At 71.3% G+C, this 21,988-nt stretch carries 18 protein-coding genes; 5 read left to right on the forward strand and 13 right to left on the reverse strand.

Annotated elements, in window-relative coordinates:
• Positions 1 to 84: 84 nt before the first annotated feature.
• On the forward strand, positions 85 to 1,119 hold the full coding sequence (locus tag ACWD12_RS20615; protein WP_450100716.1) for an LLM class flavin-dependent oxidoreductase: 1,035 nt from the start codon (positions 85 to 87) through the stop codon (positions 1,117 to 1,119).
• A gap of 129 nt (positions 1,120 to 1,248) precedes the next feature.
• On the opposite strand, the gene ssuE is transcribed toward ACWD12_RS20615, so the two are convergent.
• Complete coding sequence (gene ssuE, locus ACWD12_RS20620; protein WP_450100717.1) at positions 1,249 to 1,815, reverse strand: NADPH-dependent FMN reductase; 567 nt, start codon at positions 1,813 to 1,815, stop codon at positions 1,249 to 1,251.
• A gap of 674 nt (positions 1,816 to 2,489) precedes the next feature.
• Here ssuE and ACWD12_RS20625 point away from each other — a divergent pair.
• Positions 2,490 to 4,412 (forward strand): FAD/NAD(P)-binding protein, encoded by a 1,923-nt coding sequence (locus ACWD12_RS20625; protein ID WP_450100718.1) that lies wholly within the window; start codon positions 2,490 to 2,492, stop codon positions 4,410 to 4,412.
• A gap of 71 nt (positions 4,413 to 4,483) precedes the next feature.
• On the forward strand, positions 4,484 to 5,401 hold the full coding sequence (locus ACWD12_RS20630; RefSeq protein WP_450100719.1) for a glutathione S-transferase C-terminal domain-containing protein: 918 nt from the start codon (positions 4,484 to 4,486) through the stop codon (positions 5,399 to 5,401).
• 59 nt (positions 5,402 to 5,460) lie between these two features.
• Here the strand turns inward: ACWD12_RS20630 and ACWD12_RS20635 are convergent, their stop codons facing one another.
• A complete protein-coding gene (locus ACWD12_RS20635; RefSeq protein WP_450100720.1) occupies positions 5,461 to 6,384 on the reverse strand; it encodes a LysR family transcriptional regulator in 924 nt (307 codons plus the stop codon).
• 161 nt (positions 6,385 to 6,545) lie between these two features.
• Between ACWD12_RS20635 and ACWD12_RS20640 the strand changes: the two genes are divergently transcribed.
• Together ACWD12_RS20640 and ACWD12_RS20645 are read left to right on the forward strand one after the other, a co-directional pair.
• Positions 6,546 to 7,742 (forward strand): MFS transporter, encoded by a 1,197-nt coding sequence (locus tag ACWD12_RS20640; RefSeq protein ID WP_450100721.1) that lies wholly within the window; start codon positions 6,546 to 6,548, stop codon positions 7,740 to 7,742.
• Positions 7,743 to 7,900: 158 nt separating this feature from the next.
• Positions 7,901 to 8,314 carry a peptidase inhibitor family I36 protein gene (locus ACWD12_RS20645; protein ID WP_450100722.1) on the forward strand — a complete coding sequence of 138 codons (414 nt, stop codon included), beginning with the start codon at positions 7,901 to 7,903 and terminating at the stop codon, positions 8,312 to 8,314.
• Positions 8,315 to 8,364: 50 nt separating this feature from the next.
• Here the strand turns inward: ACWD12_RS20645 and ACWD12_RS20650 are convergent, their stop codons facing one another.
• The 11 genes from ACWD12_RS20650 to ACWD12_RS20700 all read right to left on the reverse strand — a co-directional run bounded on the left by ACWD12_RS20650 (position 8,365) and on the right by ACWD12_RS20700 (position 21,962).
• Positions 8,365 to 8,802 carry an STAS domain-containing protein gene (locus ACWD12_RS20650; RefSeq protein ID WP_450100723.1) on the reverse strand — a complete coding sequence of 146 codons (438 nt, stop codon included), beginning with the start codon at positions 8,800 to 8,802 and terminating at the stop codon, positions 8,365 to 8,367.
• Between the two features lie 80 nt (positions 8,803 to 8,882).
• A complete protein-coding gene (locus tag ACWD12_RS20655; RefSeq protein WP_358363318.1) occupies positions 8,883 to 9,011 on the reverse strand; it encodes an LPFR motif small protein in 129 nt (42 codons plus the stop codon).
• Positions 9,012 to 9,455: 444 nt separating this feature from the next.
• A complete protein-coding gene (locus tag ACWD12_RS20660) occupies positions 9,456 to 10,088 on the reverse strand; it encodes a hypothetical protein (protein WP_450100724.1) in 633 nt (210 codons plus the stop codon).
• Positions 10,089 to 10,202: 114 nt separating this feature from the next.
• Entirely contained in the window at positions 10,203 to 10,745 is a 543-nt protein-coding gene (locus ACWD12_RS20665) for a hypothetical protein (protein WP_450100725.1), read from the reverse strand.
• A 260-nt stretch (positions 10,746 to 11,005) separates the two neighbouring features.
• A complete protein-coding gene (locus ACWD12_RS20670; RefSeq protein WP_450100726.1) occupies positions 11,006 to 12,475 on the reverse strand; it encodes a serine hydrolase domain-containing protein in 1,470 nt (489 codons plus the stop codon).
• A gap of 382 nt (positions 12,476 to 12,857) precedes the next feature.
• A complete protein-coding gene (locus ACWD12_RS20675) occupies positions 12,858 to 14,501 on the reverse strand; it encodes a GMC oxidoreductase (protein ID WP_358358030.1) in 1,644 nt (547 codons plus the stop codon).
• A gap of 606 nt (positions 14,502 to 15,107) precedes the next feature.
• Complete coding sequence (locus ACWD12_RS20680; RefSeq protein WP_358358032.1) at positions 15,108 to 15,587, reverse strand: carboxymuconolactone decarboxylase family protein; 480 nt, start codon at positions 15,585 to 15,587, stop codon at positions 15,108 to 15,110.
• Positions 15,588 to 15,875: 288 nt separating this feature from the next.
• Positions 15,876 to 16,697 carry an alpha/beta fold hydrolase gene (locus ACWD12_RS20685; protein ID WP_450100727.1) on the reverse strand — a complete coding sequence of 274 codons (822 nt, stop codon included), beginning with the start codon at positions 16,695 to 16,697 and terminating at the stop codon, positions 15,876 to 15,878.
• Positions 16,698 to 17,173: 476 nt separating this feature from the next.
• Entirely contained in the window at positions 17,174 to 19,426 is a 2,253-nt protein-coding gene (locus tag ACWD12_RS20690) for an MMPL family transporter (RefSeq protein ID WP_450100728.1), read from the reverse strand.
• A gap of 488 nt (positions 19,427 to 19,914) precedes the next feature.
• Positions 19,915 to 21,036 carry an LLM class flavin-dependent oxidoreductase gene (locus ACWD12_RS20695; protein WP_358358038.1) on the reverse strand — a complete coding sequence of 374 codons (1,122 nt, stop codon included), beginning with the start codon at positions 21,034 to 21,036 and terminating at the stop codon, positions 19,915 to 19,917.
• A 59-nt stretch (positions 21,037 to 21,095) separates the two neighbouring features.
• Positions 21,096 to 21,962, reverse strand: coding sequence for an amidohydrolase family protein (locus ACWD12_RS20700; protein ID WP_450100729.1), 867 nt, complete (start codon positions 21,960 to 21,962; stop codon positions 21,096 to 21,098).
• Positions 21,963 to 21,988 lie beyond the last annotated feature (26 nt).

Consider the following 21,988-nt stretch of genomic DNA (forward strand, 5'->3'; position numbering starts at 1 on the left):
GATCCCCGCCACCTGCCACCCGCCGCACCGCGGTCCGCCCTGCGGTCGTTCCCCGTCTTTCGCCCCGCGCCGACCGGAGACACCATGAAATTCGCGGTCTTCACCCTTGTCGCCAACCTCCCCAACCCCGTCACCGGAGAAGTGCTCTCGCCGTACGACCGGCTCCGCGACGTCGTGGACGCCGCCGTGCTGACCGAGGAACTCGGCTTCGACGCCTATGGCGTGGGGGAACGCCACGGCGCGCCCTTCCTCTCCTCCTCGCCGGCCGTGGTCCTGGCCGCGGTGGCCGAGCGGACCTCCCGCGTCAGGCTCCTGACCACCCTCACGGTCATCAGCGTCCTCGACCCCGTGCGGGTGGCCGAGGAGTACGCGACTCTCGACCAGCTCTCCGCAGGCCGCCTCGAACTCATGGTCGGCAAGGGCAACGACCCCCGGCACTTCCCGCTCTTCGGCCTGGAGGAGGAGCGGCAATGGGAGTACCAGGAGGAGAAGTTCGAGCTGCTGCGCCGCCTCTGGCACGAGGAGGACGTGACCTGGTCCGGTCGCTTCCGGCCGCCGCTGGCCGAAGTGACGACCCAGCCCCGGCCGTTCCGCGCCCGGCCGCACATCTGGCACGGCAGTGCCACCAGCACCGAGTCGACGGAACTGGCCGCGAAGTGGGGCGACCCGCTGTTCACCGCGAACGGGTTCCACCCGATGGCGAAGTACGCCGCCCTGATCGACCACTACCGCGAGCGCTGGGAGGCGTACGGCCACGATCCCCGCGACGCCGTCGTCGGCTCGGGGGCGGGCGGCTGCTACGTGGCACGGACCTCGCAGGAGGCCAGGCAGCGCTTCCAGCCGTACTGGGACGCCTTCTCGCGGACCGCCGCCGCGCAGCACAACCACTCGCCGTTCGCCTCGCTGGAGGACACGATCGAACGCGGGCCCGCGCTGGTCGGGAGCCCGGCTCAGATCGTCGACAAGATCGGCCGCTACCACGAGGCGTACGGCCACCAGGTCCAGGCACTCGGCGTGGAGGGCCTGGCGGCCGACGAGCGCCGCGGCGTCCTGGAGCTGTTCGCCTCGGACGTCGTGCCGCACGTCGCGGCCCGGCTGCCTTCCGCGGTCTGGTCCTGAGACCGCGTCGTGGCGGCGCCCGAGGGGCGCAGGCGGCAGGGAAACACCCGTGGGGCCCGGACCGACTCCGGTCCGGGCCCCACGGGCGTCGACCACGGGTGGCCGTTGCCGCCGGGCGGCCCCGCGCGGTCAGCCGGTCGAGGCAGGGCCCGCCACGTGCGCGGAGAAGGCGTCGACCAGCTCGTACAGCGGCGCCAGGCCCTCCGGGTCGAGCCGGTGGCCGGTGCCGCCGTCCCCTTCCCCGTTCCCGTCGCCGGGATGGACGTACGACTCGTGGACGAACCAGCCCTGCGAAACGTGCGTCGCGCCCAGGGACGTGAGCACGGGCCGCAGCGCGTAGTCGAGTGCGAGGACGTGCGCGGGGGTGCCGCCGGTCAGCACCGGCAGGACGGCCTTGCCGCGCAGCGCGAACTGCGGCAGGACGTCGAGGAAAGCCTTGAGCACGCCGCTGTAGGCGGCCTTGTAGACGGGGCTGGCGACCACCACCGCATCGGCCTTGTCGACCAGTGCGAGCGCGTCGCGGATCGCCGGATCGGCGAAGTCGGCGTGCAGCAGTGCCTGCGGCGGGAGGTCGCGTACGGCCAGACGGTCGACGCGGTGGCCGGCTTTGGCAAGGCGGTCGGCGACGTGTGCGGCGACGATGCCGGTGCGCGACACGCGCGACGGCGAACCCCACAAGGTGAGGACGGATGGCATGACGGGACTCCGAACGGGAGGGGCGGGACGACGCACGGGTGGCGTCCGGCGTCGGTGAGGGCTCTGCCGCGGGTGTGAGACGGCGTCAGCGAGGGCGACACGCGGCACTGACGGCGTGCCCGAAGTCGAGGTAGCGGCGGCCGGACAGGAACGGTTCGTACGTCATCACGCCTCCCGCCCTTCGATGGTCCCGACTGACCCATCGTCGTCCGCAGTTGTGACAGCGACATGAACCGACCGTGAAACAAGGCGGGTTCGCCACCCAGGAAGCCTGGGGGCGATACGCCGTCCGGGGCTCCTCGGCGTTGACAGCGCGGCGCCGGGTTTCGTAGCGTCCGTTACGTGAGTACGGACCTGCGCCTGGTGTCCTGCCGCCACATCGACTACTGCCGAGTGGCCGGCACCTGCTGTCCGCGCGTCTGAGGCCGCTTGACGCTCCGCCGGACGCTTCCCGCACCGGCGCCTGCCCCGCGTCTCATGGTCATGCCGCCGTAGGCACGTCCTTGTAGGCACGTCCTGGTATCACGTTCTTCCAGGCACAGCCTTTGGAGCCACGGCCCGACAGGCACAGCCCTGCGGTCGTGGCCGTGCGGCGGTGCGCGGAATCCCCCCACTCTCCGTACGCATTCGAGCGGCGCCGCGCCGGCCGCCGCGCCCGTATCCGGGAGACCCCGATGGCCCACCCCCGTCCGTTCTCCGTCGCCGTCATCGGTGCGGGCCCTGGCGGCACCTCGCTGATCGAACGCCTGGTCGCCAACGCCGCCGAGCTGTTGCCGCGGCATCCCTTGCACCTGCACGTCGTCGACCCCCATCCACCCGGCGCCGGCCGCGTCTGGCGGCGCGAGCAGTCACCGCTCCTGTGGGCGAACTCCCTGGCCTCGGACATCACTTTGTTCACCGACGAGGCCGCGACATGCGAAGGACCGATAGCGCCTGGTCCCTCCCTGTGGGAGTGGGGGCGCGACCGGGCTGCCGAGATCCGCGAAGGGCGTACCCAACCGGCGCTTGCGCCGTACGCGGACGAACTGTCCCGGCTGACGCCTGTCTCGTTTCCGAGCCGACCGCTGCTGAGCGCCTACCTCGCCTGGGTGTTCCGGGCCACGGCGGCATCCGCGCCGCCGAACGTCCGCATCATCGTGCACCGGGACCGCGCCGTCGACCTCACGGACGGACCGTTCGGCCGCCAGCAACTCGAACTCGCCGGGGGCACCGGGATCGTCGCCGACGCCGTCGTGCTCGCGCAGGGCCACCTCGACCACGAGCCGGACCCGTCGGAGCGGGAATTCGTCGGCTACGCACGCGAGAACGGCCTGACCTACCTGCCGCGCGGCTACGCCGCCGACCAGGACCTAGGGGTCCTGGCCCCAGGTGAGCCGGTGATCGTGCGCGGCCTTGGCCTCGCCTTCGTCGACCTGATGGTCCGCGTCAGCTCGGGGCGCGGCGGACGGTTCGGGCGCGGCGCCGAGGGCGTGCCGACCTACCATCCCTCGGGCAACGAACCGGTGCTGTACGTCGGTTCGCGGCGCGGCGTGCCCTATCGCGCCAAGACCGGGTACGAACTGACGGGGGACCGCCATGTGCCCCGGTTCCTCGCCATCGAGACCTTCGACGACCGCCCCGGGCCCCGGGCGCTGGAATGGCATCGCGACATTCGCCCCGCACTCGACCGGGAGATGCTGTGGGCTTACTACCAACGCCTGTTCACCGCCCACCGGGACCGCACCACCGCCGATTGGGCCGACGTCGCCGAACCGCTGGCCGAAGCACTCGCCGACGGCGATCATGCGCCGTTGGTCAACGCGACCGTGCCGGGCCCGGACGACCGCCTCGACCTCGGACTCCTCGACCGCCCCTTGCTCGGAAGGCGGTTCGCCGACGCGACGGAGCTACAAGAGGCCTTGCTCACCCACATGGCGGCTGATCTGGCCCGGCGCTCGGACCCCCGGTTCAGTGCCGATCTGGCGGTCATCCACGCCCTGCTGGTCGCATACGGCGTCATCGCCCGACTGTTGGCCGCAGGCCGTATCTCCGACAGCGCGCAGTTGCACGAACTTTCGAAATTCCACAACTACTTCAGCTACATCGCGAGCGGTCCGCCCGGGCCGCGCCTCGCGGAGATGGCCGCCCTGGCCGAAGCGGGCGTCATCCGCTTCGTCGGCCCGGACACGGCGGTGGCCGCCCGTGACGGCGCGTTCGTCGCGCACAGCCCGGCGGTTCCCGGCGTGGTGCGCGCCCGGGCCCTCGTCGAGGCCAGGCTTCCGGAGCCGGCGTTGGCGCGCACCCTGGACCCGCTGCTGCGCAGGCTGTACGCCCGCGGGGCGGTATCCGAGGAACTGCTCGCCGGGGTGCCCACCGGCAAGGTGCGGACCGAGGTCGGCACCCACCGCCTGGTCGACTCCGACGGGATAGGGCACAACGCGCGGTTCGCGACAGGGCACGGGGTCGCGGGCGGTGTCGCCGTGGGCGGATTCGCCCGGCCGCGGTTCGACGCGCCGACGTTCCGCGTCAACGACAGCCTGGCACGCGACGTGCTGCGCGGTCTGGCGGCCTCGGCCCCCACCCCCGTCGCGGCGCCGACCGAACGCCTCACCGCATGACCACCACGACCGCTTCACGAGCGCTTTTTTCACGACCGGACCACGACCGGTTCGCGACCGAAGGAGTCACAATGACCACCGCAGCCGTCTTCGCAAGCCCTGTCGACACCGAGGTGTTCGGCGCATACCAGGCTAGGCACCCTTCCCCGCGTGACGGGGTCGAACGGCCCTTCTATCCCTTTCAGGACCGCATCGGCGCACCGGGATCGTCGCCGTACCCCGCCGAGCCGGGCCGGTACCACCTGTACGTCTCGTACGGTTGCCCGTGGGCGCAGATCGTATCCGTCGTCCGGGCCGCGAAGGACCTGGAGGAGGTCGTCACCGCCTCCTACGTGGACGAGGAACGCGACGGCCGGGGCTGGGCGTTCCGCGAGCGCTTCGGCCCCGACCCGGTCAACGGCTTCGCGCTGCTGCGGGACGCGTACGAACTCACCGAGCCCGGGTACGACGGCCACATCTCGGTGCCGACCCTCTGGGACCGCGCCACGACCCGGGTGGTGAGCAACGACTTCCCGGTCATCCCCGTGGACCTGGCGACGCGGTTCGACGCCTGGGGCGACGCGTCGGTCGACCTCTACCCGGAGCACTTGCACGGCGAGATCGACGCGTTCGACAGCCGGATCACCGCCGAGGTGAAGGCCGGTGGCCTGGTCGACGGCGTGAACGCGCTCGACGCCCACGAGGCGCAACTCGCCGAGTCGGCGTTCGTGCACGGCGAGACGCTGACGCTCTCGGACATCCGGCTGTGGGTGAAGCTGATCCGCTTCGAGGTCGGCTACCACGCCGCGATCGAGCGCGACGGGCGCGGGTTGCCCGACTACCCGAACCTGTGGGCCTACACCCGCCGCCTGTACGAGCGGCCGGAGTTCGCGGGCACCACGCGCCCGGAGGTCCTTCGCGCGCAGCGGGACAGGATCCTGGGCGAGAAGCCGCCGGGGGCGGTCCACGAGGCCGCGGTACGGCGAGACGAGGAGTGGGCGAAGGGCTGAGCGGGGGACCGGGCCGGGGACGGCCGACAGGCTGGTAGAGCGGCCGAGGACCCGCGCGGTCAGTGCTCCTCGGGGTCGTCGGCCGGGTCGGCCGTGTCCGCCAGTGCCCGCGCGAACGCCGCCACGCGCGCCGACGGCCCCGAGCCGTTCCGCAGCCAGGTGAGCGCCAGCGCGGACATCGGCAGGCCCGTCACCGGCACGAAGGCCAGCGAGCGCCGTGCGTGGTACTCGGCGGTCGGCTCGCACAGCAGCATCGCGCCGCGGCCGACCGCCGCGCCGGCCAGGCCCTCCTGAAGCGTGCGCACCGCGGGACCGCGCGGGATCGCCCTTCCCTCCGGAGTGCGCTCGGGGGCGTTCGCGCGCCGCCAGTAGTCCGGGGCCGGACCGGCGACGGTGATGAGATCGCAGGCCGCGAGATCCTCGGCGGTGATCTCGGCGCGGTCCGCGTACGGGTGCCGCACCGACACCGCGAGCGTCTGGCGGCGGCGCGAGAACACCGGTCCTACGGCCACGTCCGGCTCCTCGGCCGGAAGCAGGACGATCGCCGCGTCGACCTCGCCGCGCCGCAGCGGCCCGAAGGGGTCGTTGAACGGCACCTCGCCGACCTCCGCGGCGCTGCCCGGATGCCGGCTCTCGAATGCGGCGATCGCGTCCATGAGCTGGTCGTTGGCGCTGCCCTGGAAACCGAGGCGCAGTGTGCCCGCCACGTCCCCGGCCGCCGCGCGCGTGTCGTCGACGGCGGTACGCAGCGCCGCGTACGCCGGGGTCAGCGACGCGTGGAAGCGCGCACCCAGCGGGGTCAGGCGCACCCGGCGGCTCGTACGCTCCACGAGGCGTGCGCCGACCCGGTGCTCCAGCGCGCGCAGCAACTGGCTGACGCGGCTCTGCGACACGTACAGCCGGTCTCCGGTCCGGCCGAAGTGCAGTTCCTCGGCGAGGACGAGAAAGGCCTCGATCTCCCGGATCTCGATCCCGCCCGCCATGCCGCTCCACTCTCCCGATGCGGCGGCGCCCCTGGGCCCGCCCGCCCGGGTCGCTCCGCCCCGTGCCGTCGCGCGGCCCGCCGCGATCGATGAGCCACGCTCATGCAAAGGATGAGAGATCTCCCGTTGTTCCCCGGGAGGCGGGACGGTTGCCTGGCGGCATGGCTCTTGTCGATCAAGTCGATCACTCCGCGCGCGGCGGCTGGCCGGCCGTCGCCGTCGTCGCGGCCGGGACTTTCACCGTCGTCACGTCCGAGATGTTGCCCGTCGGCCTGCTCACCCCTCTCGGTGAGTCACTGGCCGTCTCGGAGGGCACGGCCGGCCTGACCCTCACGGTCACCGGACTGTCGGCGGCCGTCGCCGCGCCCGCGCTGGCGCCGGTGTTCGCCCGGCACGACCGGAGGAGGGCCCTCGTCCTCCTGATGGCGCTCGTCGGCCTGGGCAACCTGCTCAGCGCATGGGCGCCGAACTTCGCGGTGATGACCGCCGCGCGCCTGCTGGTCGGCATCGGGATGGGCGGCGTATGGGCGCTGGCCGCCGGGATCGCGGTACGCCTCGTGCCGCCGACCTCCGTCGGCGCGGCGACCTCGCTGGTGTTCAGCGGTATCGCGGTGGCTTCGGTGCTCGGCGTTCCGGCGGGCGCATATGTCGGCGAACTCCTCGGCTGGCGGGCGGCCTTCGTGGCGGCCGGCGGTCTCGGCCTCGGCTTGGCCGTCGCCCTGGCCGCGGCGCTCCCGGCGCTGCCGCCGGACGCCGCGCGCCCTCGTCTCGCCGAACCCCTTGCGGACGCCCGCGTGCGGGTCGCGCTGGTGGTGGTGGCGCTGTTGGTGACCGGGCACTTCGCCGCATACACGTATGTGCGCCCGGTCCTGGAGGACGTCTCCGGGATCAGGGCGGCCCTGGTCGGGGCGCTGCTCCTGGGGTACGGCATCGCGGGCGTGGCGGGCAACTTCGCGGCGGGCTTCGGCGCGACCCGCTCGGCGCGCGGCACGCTGCTGCTCCTGTCCGCGCTGCTTGCCACCACCGTGTTCCTCGTGCCCGCGCTCGGCGACTCGGTGTGGGCCGCGGCGGCGCTGCTGGTGCTGTGGGGCGTTGCCTACGGCGGGGTGTCCGTTTCCGTGCAGACCTGGCTCCTGGCCGCCGTCCCCCGGGCACGCGAGGCGGCTTCGGCCCTTCTGGTCGGTGTCTTCAACACCGCGATAGCGCTGGGGGCATTTCTCGGCGGACGCGCCGCCGACGGTCTCGGCACCGCCTCGGTCATGTACCTCGGGGGCGCGCTGGCGTCTGCGGCGGCGCTTGTCCTGGCGGCGACGCGGCCCCGTGCGGAGCGGCCCCCGCGCCGTGAGCCGACCCGTTGAGCATGAGAACAGGCTTTTATGGCAAGGGAGTTGGGCGTCATCTGGGTGGATGTTCTCCGGTGTCCTCGTTATAACGAGACGGCTGCAACACGAAGGCTGTGACGGGTCCGCAGTCGACTCAACGGAGGCAGTCGCCTCAACGGAGGGAAGGCAGCCATATGCGCCGCTACACCGGAACCCATGCCAGGGCCGCCGCCGGGATCGCCGTGGCGATCGCCACGACGGCGGCGGCCGCGCCGACCGCGGCAGCCGCCGTGCCGACCGCATCGTCGGTGTCGTCCGGGGGAGGACCGTCCGCGTGTTCGCTCACCCGGACTCTGTGCCTGTTCGACGGCACGGGCTTCACGGGACAAAGGCTGACGGTCAGTTCGCTGGTCCCCGGCGGCACCTGCGTGAGTCTTGTCGACCACGGCTGGGTCGGCCGCGTCCGTTCGGTCGCCAACACCCACACCTCGAGTGCGGCCATGTTCATGAACGACGACTGTGTGGGCGGCCCGTACCAGGTGCCCGGACGCTCGGGGATCGCCGACCTCGGCGGCTTCTCGCCCGCGAGCGTCTGGGTCGCCCAATAGCGGCGGCCGGGCCCGGGCGGTGGTGCGCCACGAACCCGGGTGACCCGCGGCTATCGGCTGGGCTCGCGGGAAGCCCCGGCCTGCGCCGCGCGACGCGTCCGGCCGGGGTGCTTGGGCGGCTGCGTCATGCGCTTCGCGTCGTGCGCCGACACGGCGTCCTCGACGGTCGGGAACGCGATCAGGAAATCCCGGAGCCCGGTCCTGGTCAGCAGGTGGTCCAGGTCCTCGGGTACGGCCGCGAGCCGCAGCGAGCCACCGGCCTCCAGGGCGCCGCGCCGGATGCCGATCAGAGCGCTCAGGCCGCAGGCGTCGCAGAATGTGACGCCGGACAGGTCGACCACCAGGTCCGGACGGCCCTCGGCGATCCGCGCGGCGGCCTCCGTCCGTAAGGCGTCCGCCGCGGCCTCGTCCAGCTCGCCCCGAGGGGCGAGCAGGCTCACCCGGCTCGGGACGGCCCGCGGCTCGCGCACGCGTCTCGGGTCGGTCATCAATACTCCTCTTGGATCCGCTTCATTGATCCGTTTCGTCGGTCTTGGTGCGTCGAGCCGGTTCGTGGTTTCGGCCGTGGTCAGTGGCGGCCGCGCGCCGAATCGGACGCCCCGCCGAACAGCCGGGCAACGGCACGGAACGGCAGTGTGACCACGGTTGCGATCGCTCCGCCGATCTTCCGGAAAACGTCTCCGATGGCTCTGAACATGTGATCCCTCCGATCGGGCCGGGACGATACGAAGCGGCGGCAGGATGCGCGCGTTCGAAATCCCGGATATGAAGTGGCTGCCCGGGGTCCGCCGAAGGAAACGGAGTCGGAAGGACCGTCCCGCGCGATTGAACTCCGGACGCCTTCGGTCCGTACGTGAAGGGGGAGCGGCCGACCGGCGCCGGCGGCTCCCAAGAGTATCGGGGACCCGCTCACCGGCCTTGTCGCCGACGGCGGCACCGGCCCCGCCGCGGGATTCCGGACCATGGGGAGACGCCGGTCGAGGCGGTGCGCAATTTCCTGACCGGGGCAGGCCCGAGTACCGGCTCGCGCGTGGCCGCCGCTTCGTGCCGGGCCCCACGCGTCGAGGCCGCCCCCGGACAACGGCGTCCGGGGGCGGCCTCGGCATGCGTCCGGCGGCGGGGGGCGCCGCCGGACGAGGGGTCAGGCGCTGAGCAGGCGGTTGAAGAAGGAGCGGTAGCGCTGGAGCGCGATCCGCAGGTCCTCCGTGACGACGTCGTCGCCCTGCGCCCACTGGCGTTCCAGGCCGTCCTTGCGCGACGCGAAAGACGCGGCGAGCGTACGCATGACCTCGGCGACCAGGGTGTCGGCCTCGCGCACCGCATCCTTGGGGTGGTCGACGAAGTCCGACTGGATCTCCTGCCACTTCACCCGGAAGTCCTTCGCGTCACCCGGTTCGAGGAGCGCGTGGTCCTCCTGGGCCAGCCGCTCGGCGGACGACTCGTCGGGGAGGCCGCGCGGCGGCTCGTGCCTCGTTCCCGCGCCTTCGGCCGTCGTTCCCGAGCGCTCGGCCGTCGTGCCCGCGCCCTCGGCCGCGCCGCTCTCCCGCTCGGTCCGGGCATCGGCGTGCTTCTGCGGGTGCGGCAGGGACGGCGGTCGGGCCGGTCGCGCCGGCGAGGACGCCTGTGCTGCCGTGGTCGGGGAGTCGGTCTTCCCGGCGTCGGCGAGGTCCCGGGTGCCGGGCTGGGAGCCGGTCTCCGGTCGGGCGCGCTCGTCGGCCCGGGGGTCCCGGTCTCCGTGCCCGGGGTCGCGGTGTTCGCTGCCTTCGTGTCGCATCTCGACTCTTTCGTCGTGGTGGAAGGGAGTTGGGGATCCGAAGCGGACTCGCGGTGGCGCGACCGGTGTCGGTACCGGGGCACGCCGGGCGGCCGTCGGCGGGCGACGTGCCGGTCAGGCCCGTTCGCTGCGCGTCAGCAGGTCCTCGAAGACGGCCCGGTAGTGGACCATCGCGCCGCGCAGGTCCTCGGTCGTGGCCTCCTTGGCGGCGGCCCGGTTGCTGATCTCGTGCGCCTCGCGGTAGTGCTCCAGCGTGTGCCCGTGTTCCACCGAGAGATGGCGTACCTGCTCCTCGTAGCCCTCGGTGGGGTAGCCGCGGTCGCGCATCAGGCGGGTCACCAGGTTGTCCGCGTCGTTCACCGCGCTGCTCGGGGTGTCCACGAAGTTCTCCTGGACGGCGACCCATTCCTTGGCGTAGCGCTCGCGCTCCCGCGGCGGCAGCGGCTTGAGGTCCAACTCGTTGTGGCGCCTTTCGCGGTCCCGCAGTTCGCGTTCCACCGCGCGCCGGTTCTCGCCGGACTCCACCATCCGGTCGTACTCGGGCCCGAAGCGCTCCCGCAGGTGACGCCTGCGATTGAGCATCCACATCGCGGCACCCAGTACGGCGAGCACGCCGATGACGATGATGATGATGGCTATCACTGCACCTGTGGACATCACACTCTCCAACGTGGGGGGACTCCGTGAGGCGCGCTGCCCGGGAAACGCCTTCCAAAACGGGATGGGCCCTGAACCGGGCCGTACCCGCACGGCGCCGCCGCACGGTGGCCGCGCCGGGCGAACTGCCGTAGCCCCAACCGCGAGGACCCCCGCCCCGGTGGGCACCGGGGCGGGGGTCCTGAAGCGGTCGGAGGAGCGGTGCGGGGAGTGGGCCCGGGCGCCGAGCCCCGGACGGAGCGGGCGGGTCGGGCGGTCGGTCAGGCTGCCGGGCAGTATTCCGCCGCCAGGATGCCGTACATGTCGTACAACTCGTGCTGCGGCCAGTCGGCGTTCAGGTTGAAGGCGATGGAGTGGCTCGCGTCCGGGGTCGTGTAGACGTACGACATCGAGCCCGGGATCGCCCCGTTGTGGCCGTACAACGTGACCTTCTGGCCGTTGGAGCAGGTGAGTTCGCGCTGCGTGAGGCCGAGGCTGTAGTTCGCGACGCCTTGGTTCCAGGGCTCGTACGCGTACCAGTTCGTGGGCGCGTTCGCGTTGGAGGTGACGTTGAACTTGGCGGGGTTGGGGATGCACTCGGGCCACGCGAGGCCGGTGTTGCAGGTGATACCGGGCGGCAGCGCCGGGGCGGGGGTCCCCATCGTGTTGGGGTTCACCTTGGTGATCATCTGCTGCAACTGCGCGGGCGGCAGCAACTGTCCGCCGATCAGCGCCTTGATGAACGTGATCAGGTCGGCGGTCGTCGAGATGACGTTGCCGCCGCCGTAGCCGTACGACGCGTTCTGGTCGCTCGCGGGCAGCGTGTTGAACGACGTGCCGTTGCGCGGGAACAGCAGGTTCGACACGAACGTGTCGTGCGGCCCCGGCAGGACGGTGTCGGTCGGCGCCGGGACCCACGTCTTGGTCAGCCCGAGCGGCGTCACCACCCGTTCCGTCAGGGCCTGGTGCCACGGCTTGCCGGTGACGGACTCGATGACGAGGGCGAGCAGCGCGTAGTTGGTGTTCGAGTACGCCATCGTCGTCCCGGGCGCCGCCTGCGGCCCGTGGCTCGCCCCCTCGGCCACCAACTCGGCCGGGGTGAAGGCCATGTTCGGGAACTGCGCGGCGACCTTGGCCTGGAACGACAGGTCGGCCATGTTGTTGAAGATGCCGCTGGAGTGTTGCAGCAACTGCTCGACGGTGATGGGCGCGACGCCCGGCCCCGGCGGGTTGAAGCACTTCCACGTCGTCAGGTTGCAGCCGCGCACGGTGTTGTCTTTGAGGACCGGGCCGAGCAGGCCGAACACGTCGTCGGTGAGGCTGAGGCGCCCCTCGCCGACGAGTTGCAGGATGACCGTGGCGGTGAAGATCTTGGTGACGCTGCCCGCCCGGAACACCCCGTCGGCTTGGCGCGTCGCGGCGCTGCCGGGGTTGTCCGCGGTGCCGGTCCATTGGACGCCGCCGATGTCGGTACGGGCCACGACTCCGGGGATCGCGTCCATGCCGTGCGGGCCGGGTGGCGTGTTGCCGTCGTTGACGTTGCCGCTCACCAACTGCATGGCGGCGAGCAGGGCGGCGTGGTCGGTGGCCGCGGGGCCGGCGGCGGGACCGCCGCCGGAGGCCCCGGCGGGCGCCACCGCGAGGCTGCCGAGCGTCGCGAGGGAGGCGGCGGCGACCACGAGGGCGACACCGGCCTTTCCGCGTGGGGTGTGTGTGCGTCGAGTACTTCGGAACCAGCGTGCCAGTGGCATGGAAACCCCTTGGGAAGTACACCTGTTCCTGGGCGGGACGGAACCCGTCGGGTGCGTGCGCCGCCTCGTTGCAGGGACCGACGGCCGTCGTGGTCGGGTCGCACCGTCCCACCGGCCGCACCTCCCGGTATTGGAGTTTTCCGACGCCCCATCAGGTCGACACGAGTCACCTGACCAGCGGCTATTGTCCAACTGATGGATCGGGTCCAGGGCTTCGCCGGAAGCGTCGGCAGCGCGGGACGCGCCGCGGCGGGGGCGCGTGGTGCGCCCCCGCCGTCAGCCGATCCCGCGTACCTGCGCCTGGCCAAACCAGGCCCGGACGACCAGGGCCCGACGGTCGGGCCCGGACGGACATGCCCGGCCGGTCAGGGCCGGCGGCGGCCTACAGGTCGTTCGCGATGATGTTCTCGATGTTGCGCTCGGCCAGCGCGGTGATCGTCACGAACGGGTTCACGGTGACGTTGCCGGGGATGAGCGAGCCGTCCATCACGTACAGGCCCGGGTAGCCGTGCAGGCGCCCGTAGTTGTCGGTGGCCTTGTTGAGCACCGCACCGCCCAGCGGGTGGTACGTGAGGTGGTCGCCCCAGATCTTGTACGTCCCGAACAGGTCGGTCCGGTAGATCGTGCCCTCCTTCTGGTTGATCTTGTCGAAGATGGTCTTCGCCATGTTGATGGAGGTCTGCTTCCACGCCGTCTGCCAGCTCAGGTCCACCTTGCCGGTCGCGGCGTTCCAGCTGAACTCCGCGCGGTGCGGGGTGTTGGTGATCGACAGGTAGAACGACGCGTACGTCTCGATGCCGGTCGGCAGCGGCGCCACCTCGGCGAACGCCCCGCCCGCCGCCCAGTTGTCGATGCCCGCGGTCGGCATCGACGACTGGAGCTTGCCGGTGGCGTCCCACATGTGGTTCGCCCGGCCGCACATGACGTTGCCGTTGTCGCCCCAGCCCTTGCCGACCTCGTTGTTGAGGTTGGGCAGCGCGCCGGTCGCCTTGAGCTTCACGAGGAGCTTGGAGGTGCCGACGCTGCCCGCCGCGAAGAACACCCGGTCCGCGGTGACCGACTTGGTGGCCACCGTGTCGCCGGTGGTGTTGATCTCGTCGATGAGCACCGTGTAGCCGCCGCCCGCCGCGGGGGCGACCGAAGTCACCTTGTGCAGCGTGGTGATGGTGACGCGGCCGGTCGACTTGATCTGCGCGATGTAGGTCTTCTGGAGCGACTTCTTGCCGGCGTTGTTGCCGTAGATGACCTCGCCCGCGAGGGCGGACTTCGGTACGGTTCCGGCCTCTTCGGCCTTCATGTAGTCCCAGTCGTACACGTTGGGGACGAACACGAACGGGAAGCCGGAGCGCTGCGCGTGCTTGCGGCCGACGCGGGCGTACTGGTAGCACGGCGCGTTCTCCCACCAGCGCTGGTCGACGCTGGTGACGCCCAGGCCGGCGTTGGCGCGCGGGTAGTACGTGGAGTACATCTCGTCGGCGTTGACCGACGGCAGGATCCCGGCGAAGTTCTCGCGCTTGGGCGTGACCGCCATGCCGCCGTTCACCAGCGAGCCGCCGCCGACCCCGCGGCCCTGGTACACCATGATCCCGGCGAACTCCTCGGCGTCCAGGATGCCGGTGTACTTCGGGATGTTCTTGTCGATCGGGAAGCCGAGGAAGTTGCTCAGCGGCTGCTTGGTGCGGGTCCGCAGCCAGAACGAACGGTGGTCCGGCGTCGTCGTGTTGGCGAAGATCTTGCCGTCCGAGCCCGGGGTGTCCCAGGCCATGCCCATCTCGATCATGTGGACGTCGACGCCGGCCTGCGCGAGGCGCAGCGCGGTGACGGAGCCGCCGTAGCCGGTGCCGACCACCAGGACGGGGACCCGGGCGCCGTTGGCGATCGGACCGGCCGCGGGGGCGGCGTACGCGCGGGGGGCCGCGACGTGGCCCGCGATCGCGGCGGCCCCGACGGCCGCGCCGGCTCCGACCACGAAGCGGCGGCGCGAGACTCCGGAGGCGCCGGAGTCGGGGAGGACGGTTTCACGCATGAGGTTTCCTCACTTCGGACGGGAGTGAACACCTGCTGCTGTGCGTGTGCGCTGTGCAGGTACCGGAACGTAGCGTTCCGGATCGTGCGCCCGACGGCCCCGGAACGGGCATGCGGGCATGGCCGTGGCACGAGGGGCTTGCCACGGAGACGAGAGCGTTCGCCGCGGGGACCGGCGGAAGGTCGGCCGGGCGAGTGGAGCAGGTTGCGGTGCCGGGCAGAGCGGGTGCGAGCCCGCGCGGAATGCGCGGTGCGGGCCTGGGGCGATCGGCGCCTGGACCGGGCCGAGACGCCTGCGCTTGGTGCCGGACTTGCCGGACTGCCGGTGAATTGGGCCGGGGGCGGCCGGGGGGCTGGAGGTACGACGGAGCGGTGCGGGCGATTCCGGGCCCGGTGGTCGTTACCGGGGTCGAAATCGGTGTTCGGTCTCAGCGCCGGAAATCAGGGTCTGAGCGGCGGTGCTGAACAGCGGTGCTGTGACGGCATTGCCGGGCGGCGGTACTGAACGGCGGTGCTGAGGAGCATTGCCGGGCGGCGGTACTGAACGGCGGTTCTGAACGGCGGTACTGGGCGGCACGCCGGAGGGCAGGGGCCGGGCAGTTGCGGATCAGTGGTTCGTGAGGACGCAGACGCTGTCGAGGCCGAGGACGTGGTTCAGCCGGCCGAAGGCCAGCCACGAGCCGATGGCCATGCTCAGCTCGACGATCTCGTGCTGGGTGTAGTGGGCCTTCATGCGCACCCAGAACTCGTCGTCGATGTTGTGGTGGTCGACGGCGTACCTCTCGGCGTACTCGGCGGCAAGGCGGGTGCGGTCGTCGAACGCCTCGGTGGTGCGCCACTCGGTGACCGCGTCGGCGAACTCCTCCTCGACCTTGACGCCGTCGCGCTCGGTGCGCCAGTCCAGGCAGAAGATGCACCCGTTGATCTGCGCGATGCGGAGCCGGGCCGCCTCGAACTCGCGGAGCCCGAGCTTGCTGTGGTCGTACACGGACATCGAGTACGTCGCGGCCGCCGTGCCGATTTCCGGGACCATCTCGGCCCAGACGTACGGGATGGCGTCCTCGCCCTCGGGAATGTCGATGATCACGGCTGCGTCTTCCTTCCGAGCGTGCCCGGACCCCCGGCCCGTGCGGGAATCATGCGGCGGAAGATAGCAACCGGAGTGCGGCATTCCCAGAGCCCCGGCACCACGGATTTTCGCCCCGCGAAGCCCCTCTCGGCACATCTTGCCAACTGAGCGTTTTTCCGAGGTCCCGAAGCCCTTGCGGTCCCTGGGAAACTAGTCACCGCGGGGTCGTATGTCTCACCAACGCACGGCAGGAATCCCGCAGTTGGAATTTTCCGGAGGTCGCCGCACGACGGGCCGGAAGGGCCGCTAGCCCGCCCGGGCGAGGTGTTCGCGAACCGCCGCGAGCCATGCGTCCGGCGCCTCGGTCTGCGGGCTGTGCCCGGCCCCGGGGACCACCTCGACCCGGGCCCCGGCGATGCGGGACGCGAACTGCGCGGCGCCGGAACGGAGTCCGATGTCGAGCGCACCGTTGACCACGGTGACCGGACAGGTGATCGCGTCGAGGCCGTCGAGGACCGGGGCGTACTTCCGGACGGCCTTGCTGAACGCGACGAACGCGACCGGGTCCATGCCTACGAGCGCCCGGCCCTGCCGCTCCAGGCGGGCGCGCTGCTCGGCGGCGATGTCTTCGGGCACCTTGAACCGGCGTCGGACGAACCCCTCCAGCGGCGCCATGCCCCGTCGGCGCACGAGCAGGTTCAGGAACCCGAACAGCAGGCGTACGTGCGGCGCCGCCGACGGCCGCGGGGAGGTGCTCACCAGGACGAGCGAACGCACCCGTTCGGGGTGGGCGAGCGTGTGGCGCAGGGCGGTGAGCCCGCCCATCGAGTGTCCGATCAGGTGGACCGGTCCGGGGGTGACGCGCTCCGCGAACGCCGCCAGGTCGGCGGCCAGCAGATCGAACGTGTAGGCGTCGCGCGTAGCGAACTTCGCGCTGCCGCCGTGCCCGCGGTGGTCGTACGCGACGACCCGCCGGTCCGCCGCGAGCGCCGGCGCGACGTCGTCCCAATCGGCCGCGCTGCCCGCCCATCCGTGCAGCAACAGCACCGGGGCGGGGTCGTCGGCCGGTGCGACGGCCGGGAGTTCGCAGTAGTGCAGGCCCACGGGGTCTGCTGTGCTGCCAGTCAACTCCGGTCCGCGCAAAGGGAGTTCCACGGTGCGCGCAGAGTCCGCCCAGGCGGCCGCGCCGCCGGAACAGGGGCGCGGATCGAGGCCGGGGCCGGGGCCAGGAACGGGTGCAGGGCCCGGGGCACCGGCGGGGTCGGCGGCGGGGTCCGGCCCCGGCTGAGGGCCGCGCTCTGTCGTGGTCACGTGCGGCATCCCTCCACCTCGGCCGGACGCGGAACGTAACACGCATGTCCACCTGCGGGAATGCGCGCGCCGTCGGATTCCGGACCGGGCATGGGTCCATGTCGGGACGGCATGGGTCGCCGGTGCCGCCGGGCCGCGTACGCCGCAAAAACCGGGCGCACGCGGAACCGCCCCGGCCCGGTGCGCATGGCACCCGGCCGGGGCGGTCTTCACGTCGGAACAAGCGACGGGAGCAGGCAGGGAGATCAGGAGGTTCGGCGGCGGGCCCTGCCCGGCCCGCCGCCGGGGGCGGTTCAGGTGCCGACCGGCTCCCGCTCGCGTTCCTGCAGCGGGTCAGGCTCCTGTGCCGCCGTCTGCGCGTCGATGTGCTTGCGCAGGCTGTCGCCCTCGACATCGACGTTCGGAAGGATGCGGTCCAGCCACTTCGGCAGCCACCAGGCCGACTTGCCCAGCAGCGCGAGCACGGCCGGGACCAGCGCCATGCGGACCACGAACGCGTCCAGGAAGACCGCCGCCGCGAGGCCGAAGCCGATCATCTTGATCATCGAGTCGCTCGCCCCGATGAAGCCCGCGAACACCGCGATCATGATGATCGCCGCGGCCGTCACCACCCGGGCGCCGTGCTTGAACCCACTGACCACGGACTCCTTGGGCGACTGGCCGTGCACGAACGCCTCGCGCATCCCGGTGACCAGGAAGACCTCGTAGTCCATCGCGAGCCCGAACACCACGCCGACCAGGAAGATCGGCATCATGCTCATGATCGGGCCGGTCTGCTCCACCCCGAACAGCCCGTTCAGCCAGCCGTACTGGAACACCATGACGACCGCACCGAGCGCGGCGGTGACCGACAGGAGGAAGCCGAGCGCCGCCTTGAGCGGCACCAGGATCGACCGGAACACCGCGATCAGCAGCAGGAACGCGAGCCCGACGACCAGGAGCAGGTACGGCATCAGCGCGTCGTTCAGCTTCTGCGAGAAGTCGATGTTCAGCGCCGGGGTGCCACCGACCAGCGTCTTGGCACCGGTCTGCGCCTCGGCCTGCTTCACCACGTCACGGATGTCGTGCACCAGCGTCTCGGTCTTGGTGTCGCTGGGCTTCGTGGTCGGCGTGACCTGGATGGTGGCCAGGGTGCCGGCGTCGTTGAGGTTGGCGGCGCCGACCGACGCGACACCCTGGCCCTTGCCCTCGCCCTTGAGCGTCTCGACCTGCAGGCGCACCGCGTCCGCGGCGGCAACCGGGTCGGCGGTGTTCGCGGTGTCGACCACCAGCAGCAGCGGGCCGTTGAAGCCGGGGCCGAAGCTGTCGGCGAGCATGTCGTACGCCTGGCGCTGCGTGGTGCTCGTCGGCTTCGCACTGTCGTCCGGCAGACCGAGGTTCATGCTCGCGGCCGGCAGCGCGATGGCACCGAGGCCCACGATCGAGCCCACCAGCACGGCGACCGGGTGCCGCAGCACGAACCGCGCCCAGCGCGAGCCCATGTTCGGCTTGCCCTCGGCCTGCACCTGCGGCTCCCGGGCCCTGCGCTTGCGCTCCTTGCGACCGAAGATGCGCTTGCCGGCGAAGCCCAGCAGCGCGGGCACGAAGGTCAGCGCCACGAGGACCGCGATGACCACGGTGAACGCCGCGGCGAGGCCCATCTCGGTGAGCACCGGGATGTTGACGACGGCCAGGCCGGCCAGCGCGATCACGACCGTGAGGCCCGCGAAGACCACCGCGGATCCGGCCGTACCGACCGCGCGTCCGGCGGCTTCCTCCGGTTCTCGGCCGAGCCGCAGCTCGCTGCGGAAGCGGGACACGATGAACAGCGCGTAGTCGATGCCGACCGCCAGGCCGATCATCATCGCCAGCGTGGACGTGCTCTCCGACAGGTCGAAGATGCCGGCCACCGCGGTGATCCCGGCGATGCCGATGCCGACCCCGAGGATGGCGGTGAGCAGCGGGAGCCCGGCGGCGATCATCGCGCCGAAGGTGATGGCGAGCACGACCGCCGCGACCGCGATGCCGATGATCTCGCCGTTGCCGACGCTGGTCTCCGCCTCCAGGGCGTCACCGCCGACCTCGACCTTCAGCCCGGCCGCCTGGCCCTGCTTGACCGCGTCCTCGAGGACGTCCCGCGTGGAGTCCTTCAGCATGTCGGCGCCGACCAGGTAGTCCACGGTCGCGTACGCCGTCGTGCCGTCCCCGCTCACCGTCGCGGCCGAGAAGGGGTCGGAGATGTCGGCTATCTCGGGGGTGCCCTGCAACGCGCCGATCGTCTTGTCCACGCCCGCCTTGTTCTGCGGGGCGTCGATCCGGGTGCCGTCGGGGGCCTGGAACACGACGCGCGCGGTCGCGCCGCTGCCGCCCGTGTCGGGGCTGCGCTCCTCCAGCAGGTCGATCGCCTTCTGCGCCTCGATCCCGGGGATCGAGAACGGCTTGGTGGCGGGCTTCGACGCCGTCGCGGCACCGACCCCGACGGCGACGAGGATCGCCATCCAGATCAGCAGCGCGAGGCGCCTTCGACGGAACGTCAGCCGTCCGAGTCGGTACAGGAGAGTTGCCATGGGAATGGACTCCGGGTCGGTCGAGAGCGAGACGGGGCGTGCGGGACCGGCCCGGACGGCACCTGGCTGCGGTCGGGCGGAACGCGAGGGGCAAAAACGGCATGCCGAGGCTGTGGCAGCGGTCACGCCGGAAGTCAGGTGTGCGACGGCCCAAGTGGCGGGGAGCACTCACCGCGTTGCGCGGGAGTCGCGGTCCCCACCGCGGCCGGTCGCCGGACGTTCGGTCAGTGGCAGGAGCGAGCAGTGGTGGATCGAGGGCGGATCGTGGTTCGGATGGTTCTGATAGCGAAAAGTATTCCGGACCGAACCCCGCCGCAGCTCCTTCGGTGGGTCCGAAGTGCAGTACTACGTGGGGCGTACGAATTCAAGATCCTGCTACCCCCGCACCTCCGCGGATCCTCGCCTGGGTGTACGCCACGACGAAACGCCGCCCGTGCCGCTGGGGGCGGCAGGGGCGGCGTTCGGGGGTGAGGGTGGGGCGGGGTGGCTCAGGGGGCGGTGCGGCGGTGGGTCGTGGTGCGGTGCTCGGCGACGGTGTCGAGTTTGGGGACGATGTGCTCGCCGAAGAGGCGGATGGTCTCCAGGGTGCCTTCCCGGGTGTCCGGCCCCAGGCCGAGGACGAGCTGGTCGATGCCCGCGGACTCGTAGGCCTTGACCGCCTTGAGGGCGCTGTCGGGGTCGCCGACGATCATCGCGCCGGCGTCGGCGGCGAACTCCACCATTTCGGCATTGATGTCCGGAATGACCTCGGGCCAGCGCGGCAGGCCCTCCGGGTGGGGGAAGGTGTCGTGGTAGCGGTAGACGTTGCTGACGAGGTACGTGGTGCGGGCGTCGACCGCGCGCTGGACGGCGCGCTTGCGGTCCTCGTCGACGAAGCCGGTGGACACGCACAGGACGTTGTCGTTGACGAAGGCGCCGACGGGCTCGGCGTTGCGGATCGCGCGCTTGTAGCCGGCGGTGAGCTTCTCGGCCTGCTCCACGTCGCCGATCGAGAAGCCGAGGACGCCGAGGCCCATACGGGCGGCCATCTCGTAGGACGGCGGGGAGCCGGCGGCGTACCACATGGCCGGGTGGGCCTTGCCGTACGGCTTGGGCAGGATGCGGCGGGGCGGGAGCGACCAGTACTTGCCCTGGTAGCCCTGGTACTCGTCCTGGAGCCACATCTTGGGGAATTCGCGTATGACGTCTTCCCAGATGTCCTTGGTCTGGTTCATGTCCTCGATACCGGGGAGGAAGCCGAGGATCTCGTGGCTTCCGGCGCCGCGGCCGGTGCCGAACTCGAACCGGCCGCCGCTGAGGTGGTCGAGCATGGCAACCCGCTCGGCGACCTTGGCGGGGTGGTTGACCTGGGGGAGCGGGTTGAAGATGCCCGAGCCGATGTGGATGCGCTCGGTGGCGTGCGCCAGGTAGCCGCACATCACGTCGTTCGCGGACAAGTGGGAGTACTCGTCGAGGAAGTGGTGCTCGCTCAGCCACACGTACTTGAAGCCGGCCTTGTCGGCGGCGATCGCGTACGCCATGTCGTTCATCAGGGCCTCGTGCTCCGCGTTCGGGTTGCCCTCGCGCCGGAACGCCGGGTTGTAGCCCTGGAGGAAGACGCCGAACTCCATTGGTACTCCTGGTGGTTGATGTGGTCGGTGCGGGTTCTTGCGGTCGGCCGGCGCGCGGTCTACAGCGGGTCGAGCTTGAGGAGGCGGCGTGCGTTGCCGGCGAGGAACTGCGGCCACACGTCGTCCTTGAAGCCGACGCCCGGGAGTTCGCCGAAGATGCGGTCGAGGGTGAGGCCCATGGGGAAGTAGCCGGCGTACAGGATCTTGTGCGCGCCGCGGGTGTTGGCGTAGTCGATGATCGCCTGCGGGTAGTAGCGCGGCGCGAACGCGGACGTGGAGTAGTACAGGTTGGGCCACTTCAGCATGAGCTTGACGGCGAGGTCCACCCAGGGCTCGCAGCCGTGCCGGGTGACCATGACCAGATCCGGGAAGTCGTACATGACCTCGTCGATGAGCTCGACGTGCTGCGCCGCGAACTTGAGGCGGGGGCCGGGGACGCCGGCGCAGATGAAGACCGGGATGTCGAGCTCCACGCACTTGGCGTAGAAGGGGTACATCTTCTTGTCGTTGATCGGCACCTGCGGGAACGTCCCCGACGGGAAGCAGCCGACCGCGCGTACCCCGAACTCCTGGTGCTCGCGTACCAGTTGCCGGATGCCGTCCATACCGGTGTTGGGGTCGACGTTGGACGCCGCCACGAACCGGTCCGGGTGGCGCCGCAGGGCTTCGCGCGAGGTCTCGTCGCCGACGCCGATGAGGCCGTGGCTGATCCCGAAGCGGTCCATCTCCTGAACGGTGAACTCCACCGGGTTGTCGGTGGGCAGGTCCTTGGGGACCCCCTTGAACATGTACTCGGCGGGGAAGTCGAAGGACTCGCGCGACTCGCGGTCCTTGGTCTGGCGCCGGATGAACGCGTACTGGTCCCAACCGTCGTGCGGGAAGCCGATCATCGTGTCGACGACCGGGACATCCGTGGGGAACACCATCGTGCCGACTCTCCTCGGAGCGGAGC

The sequence above is a fragment of the Streptodolium elevatio genome, from assembly GCF_053592165.1.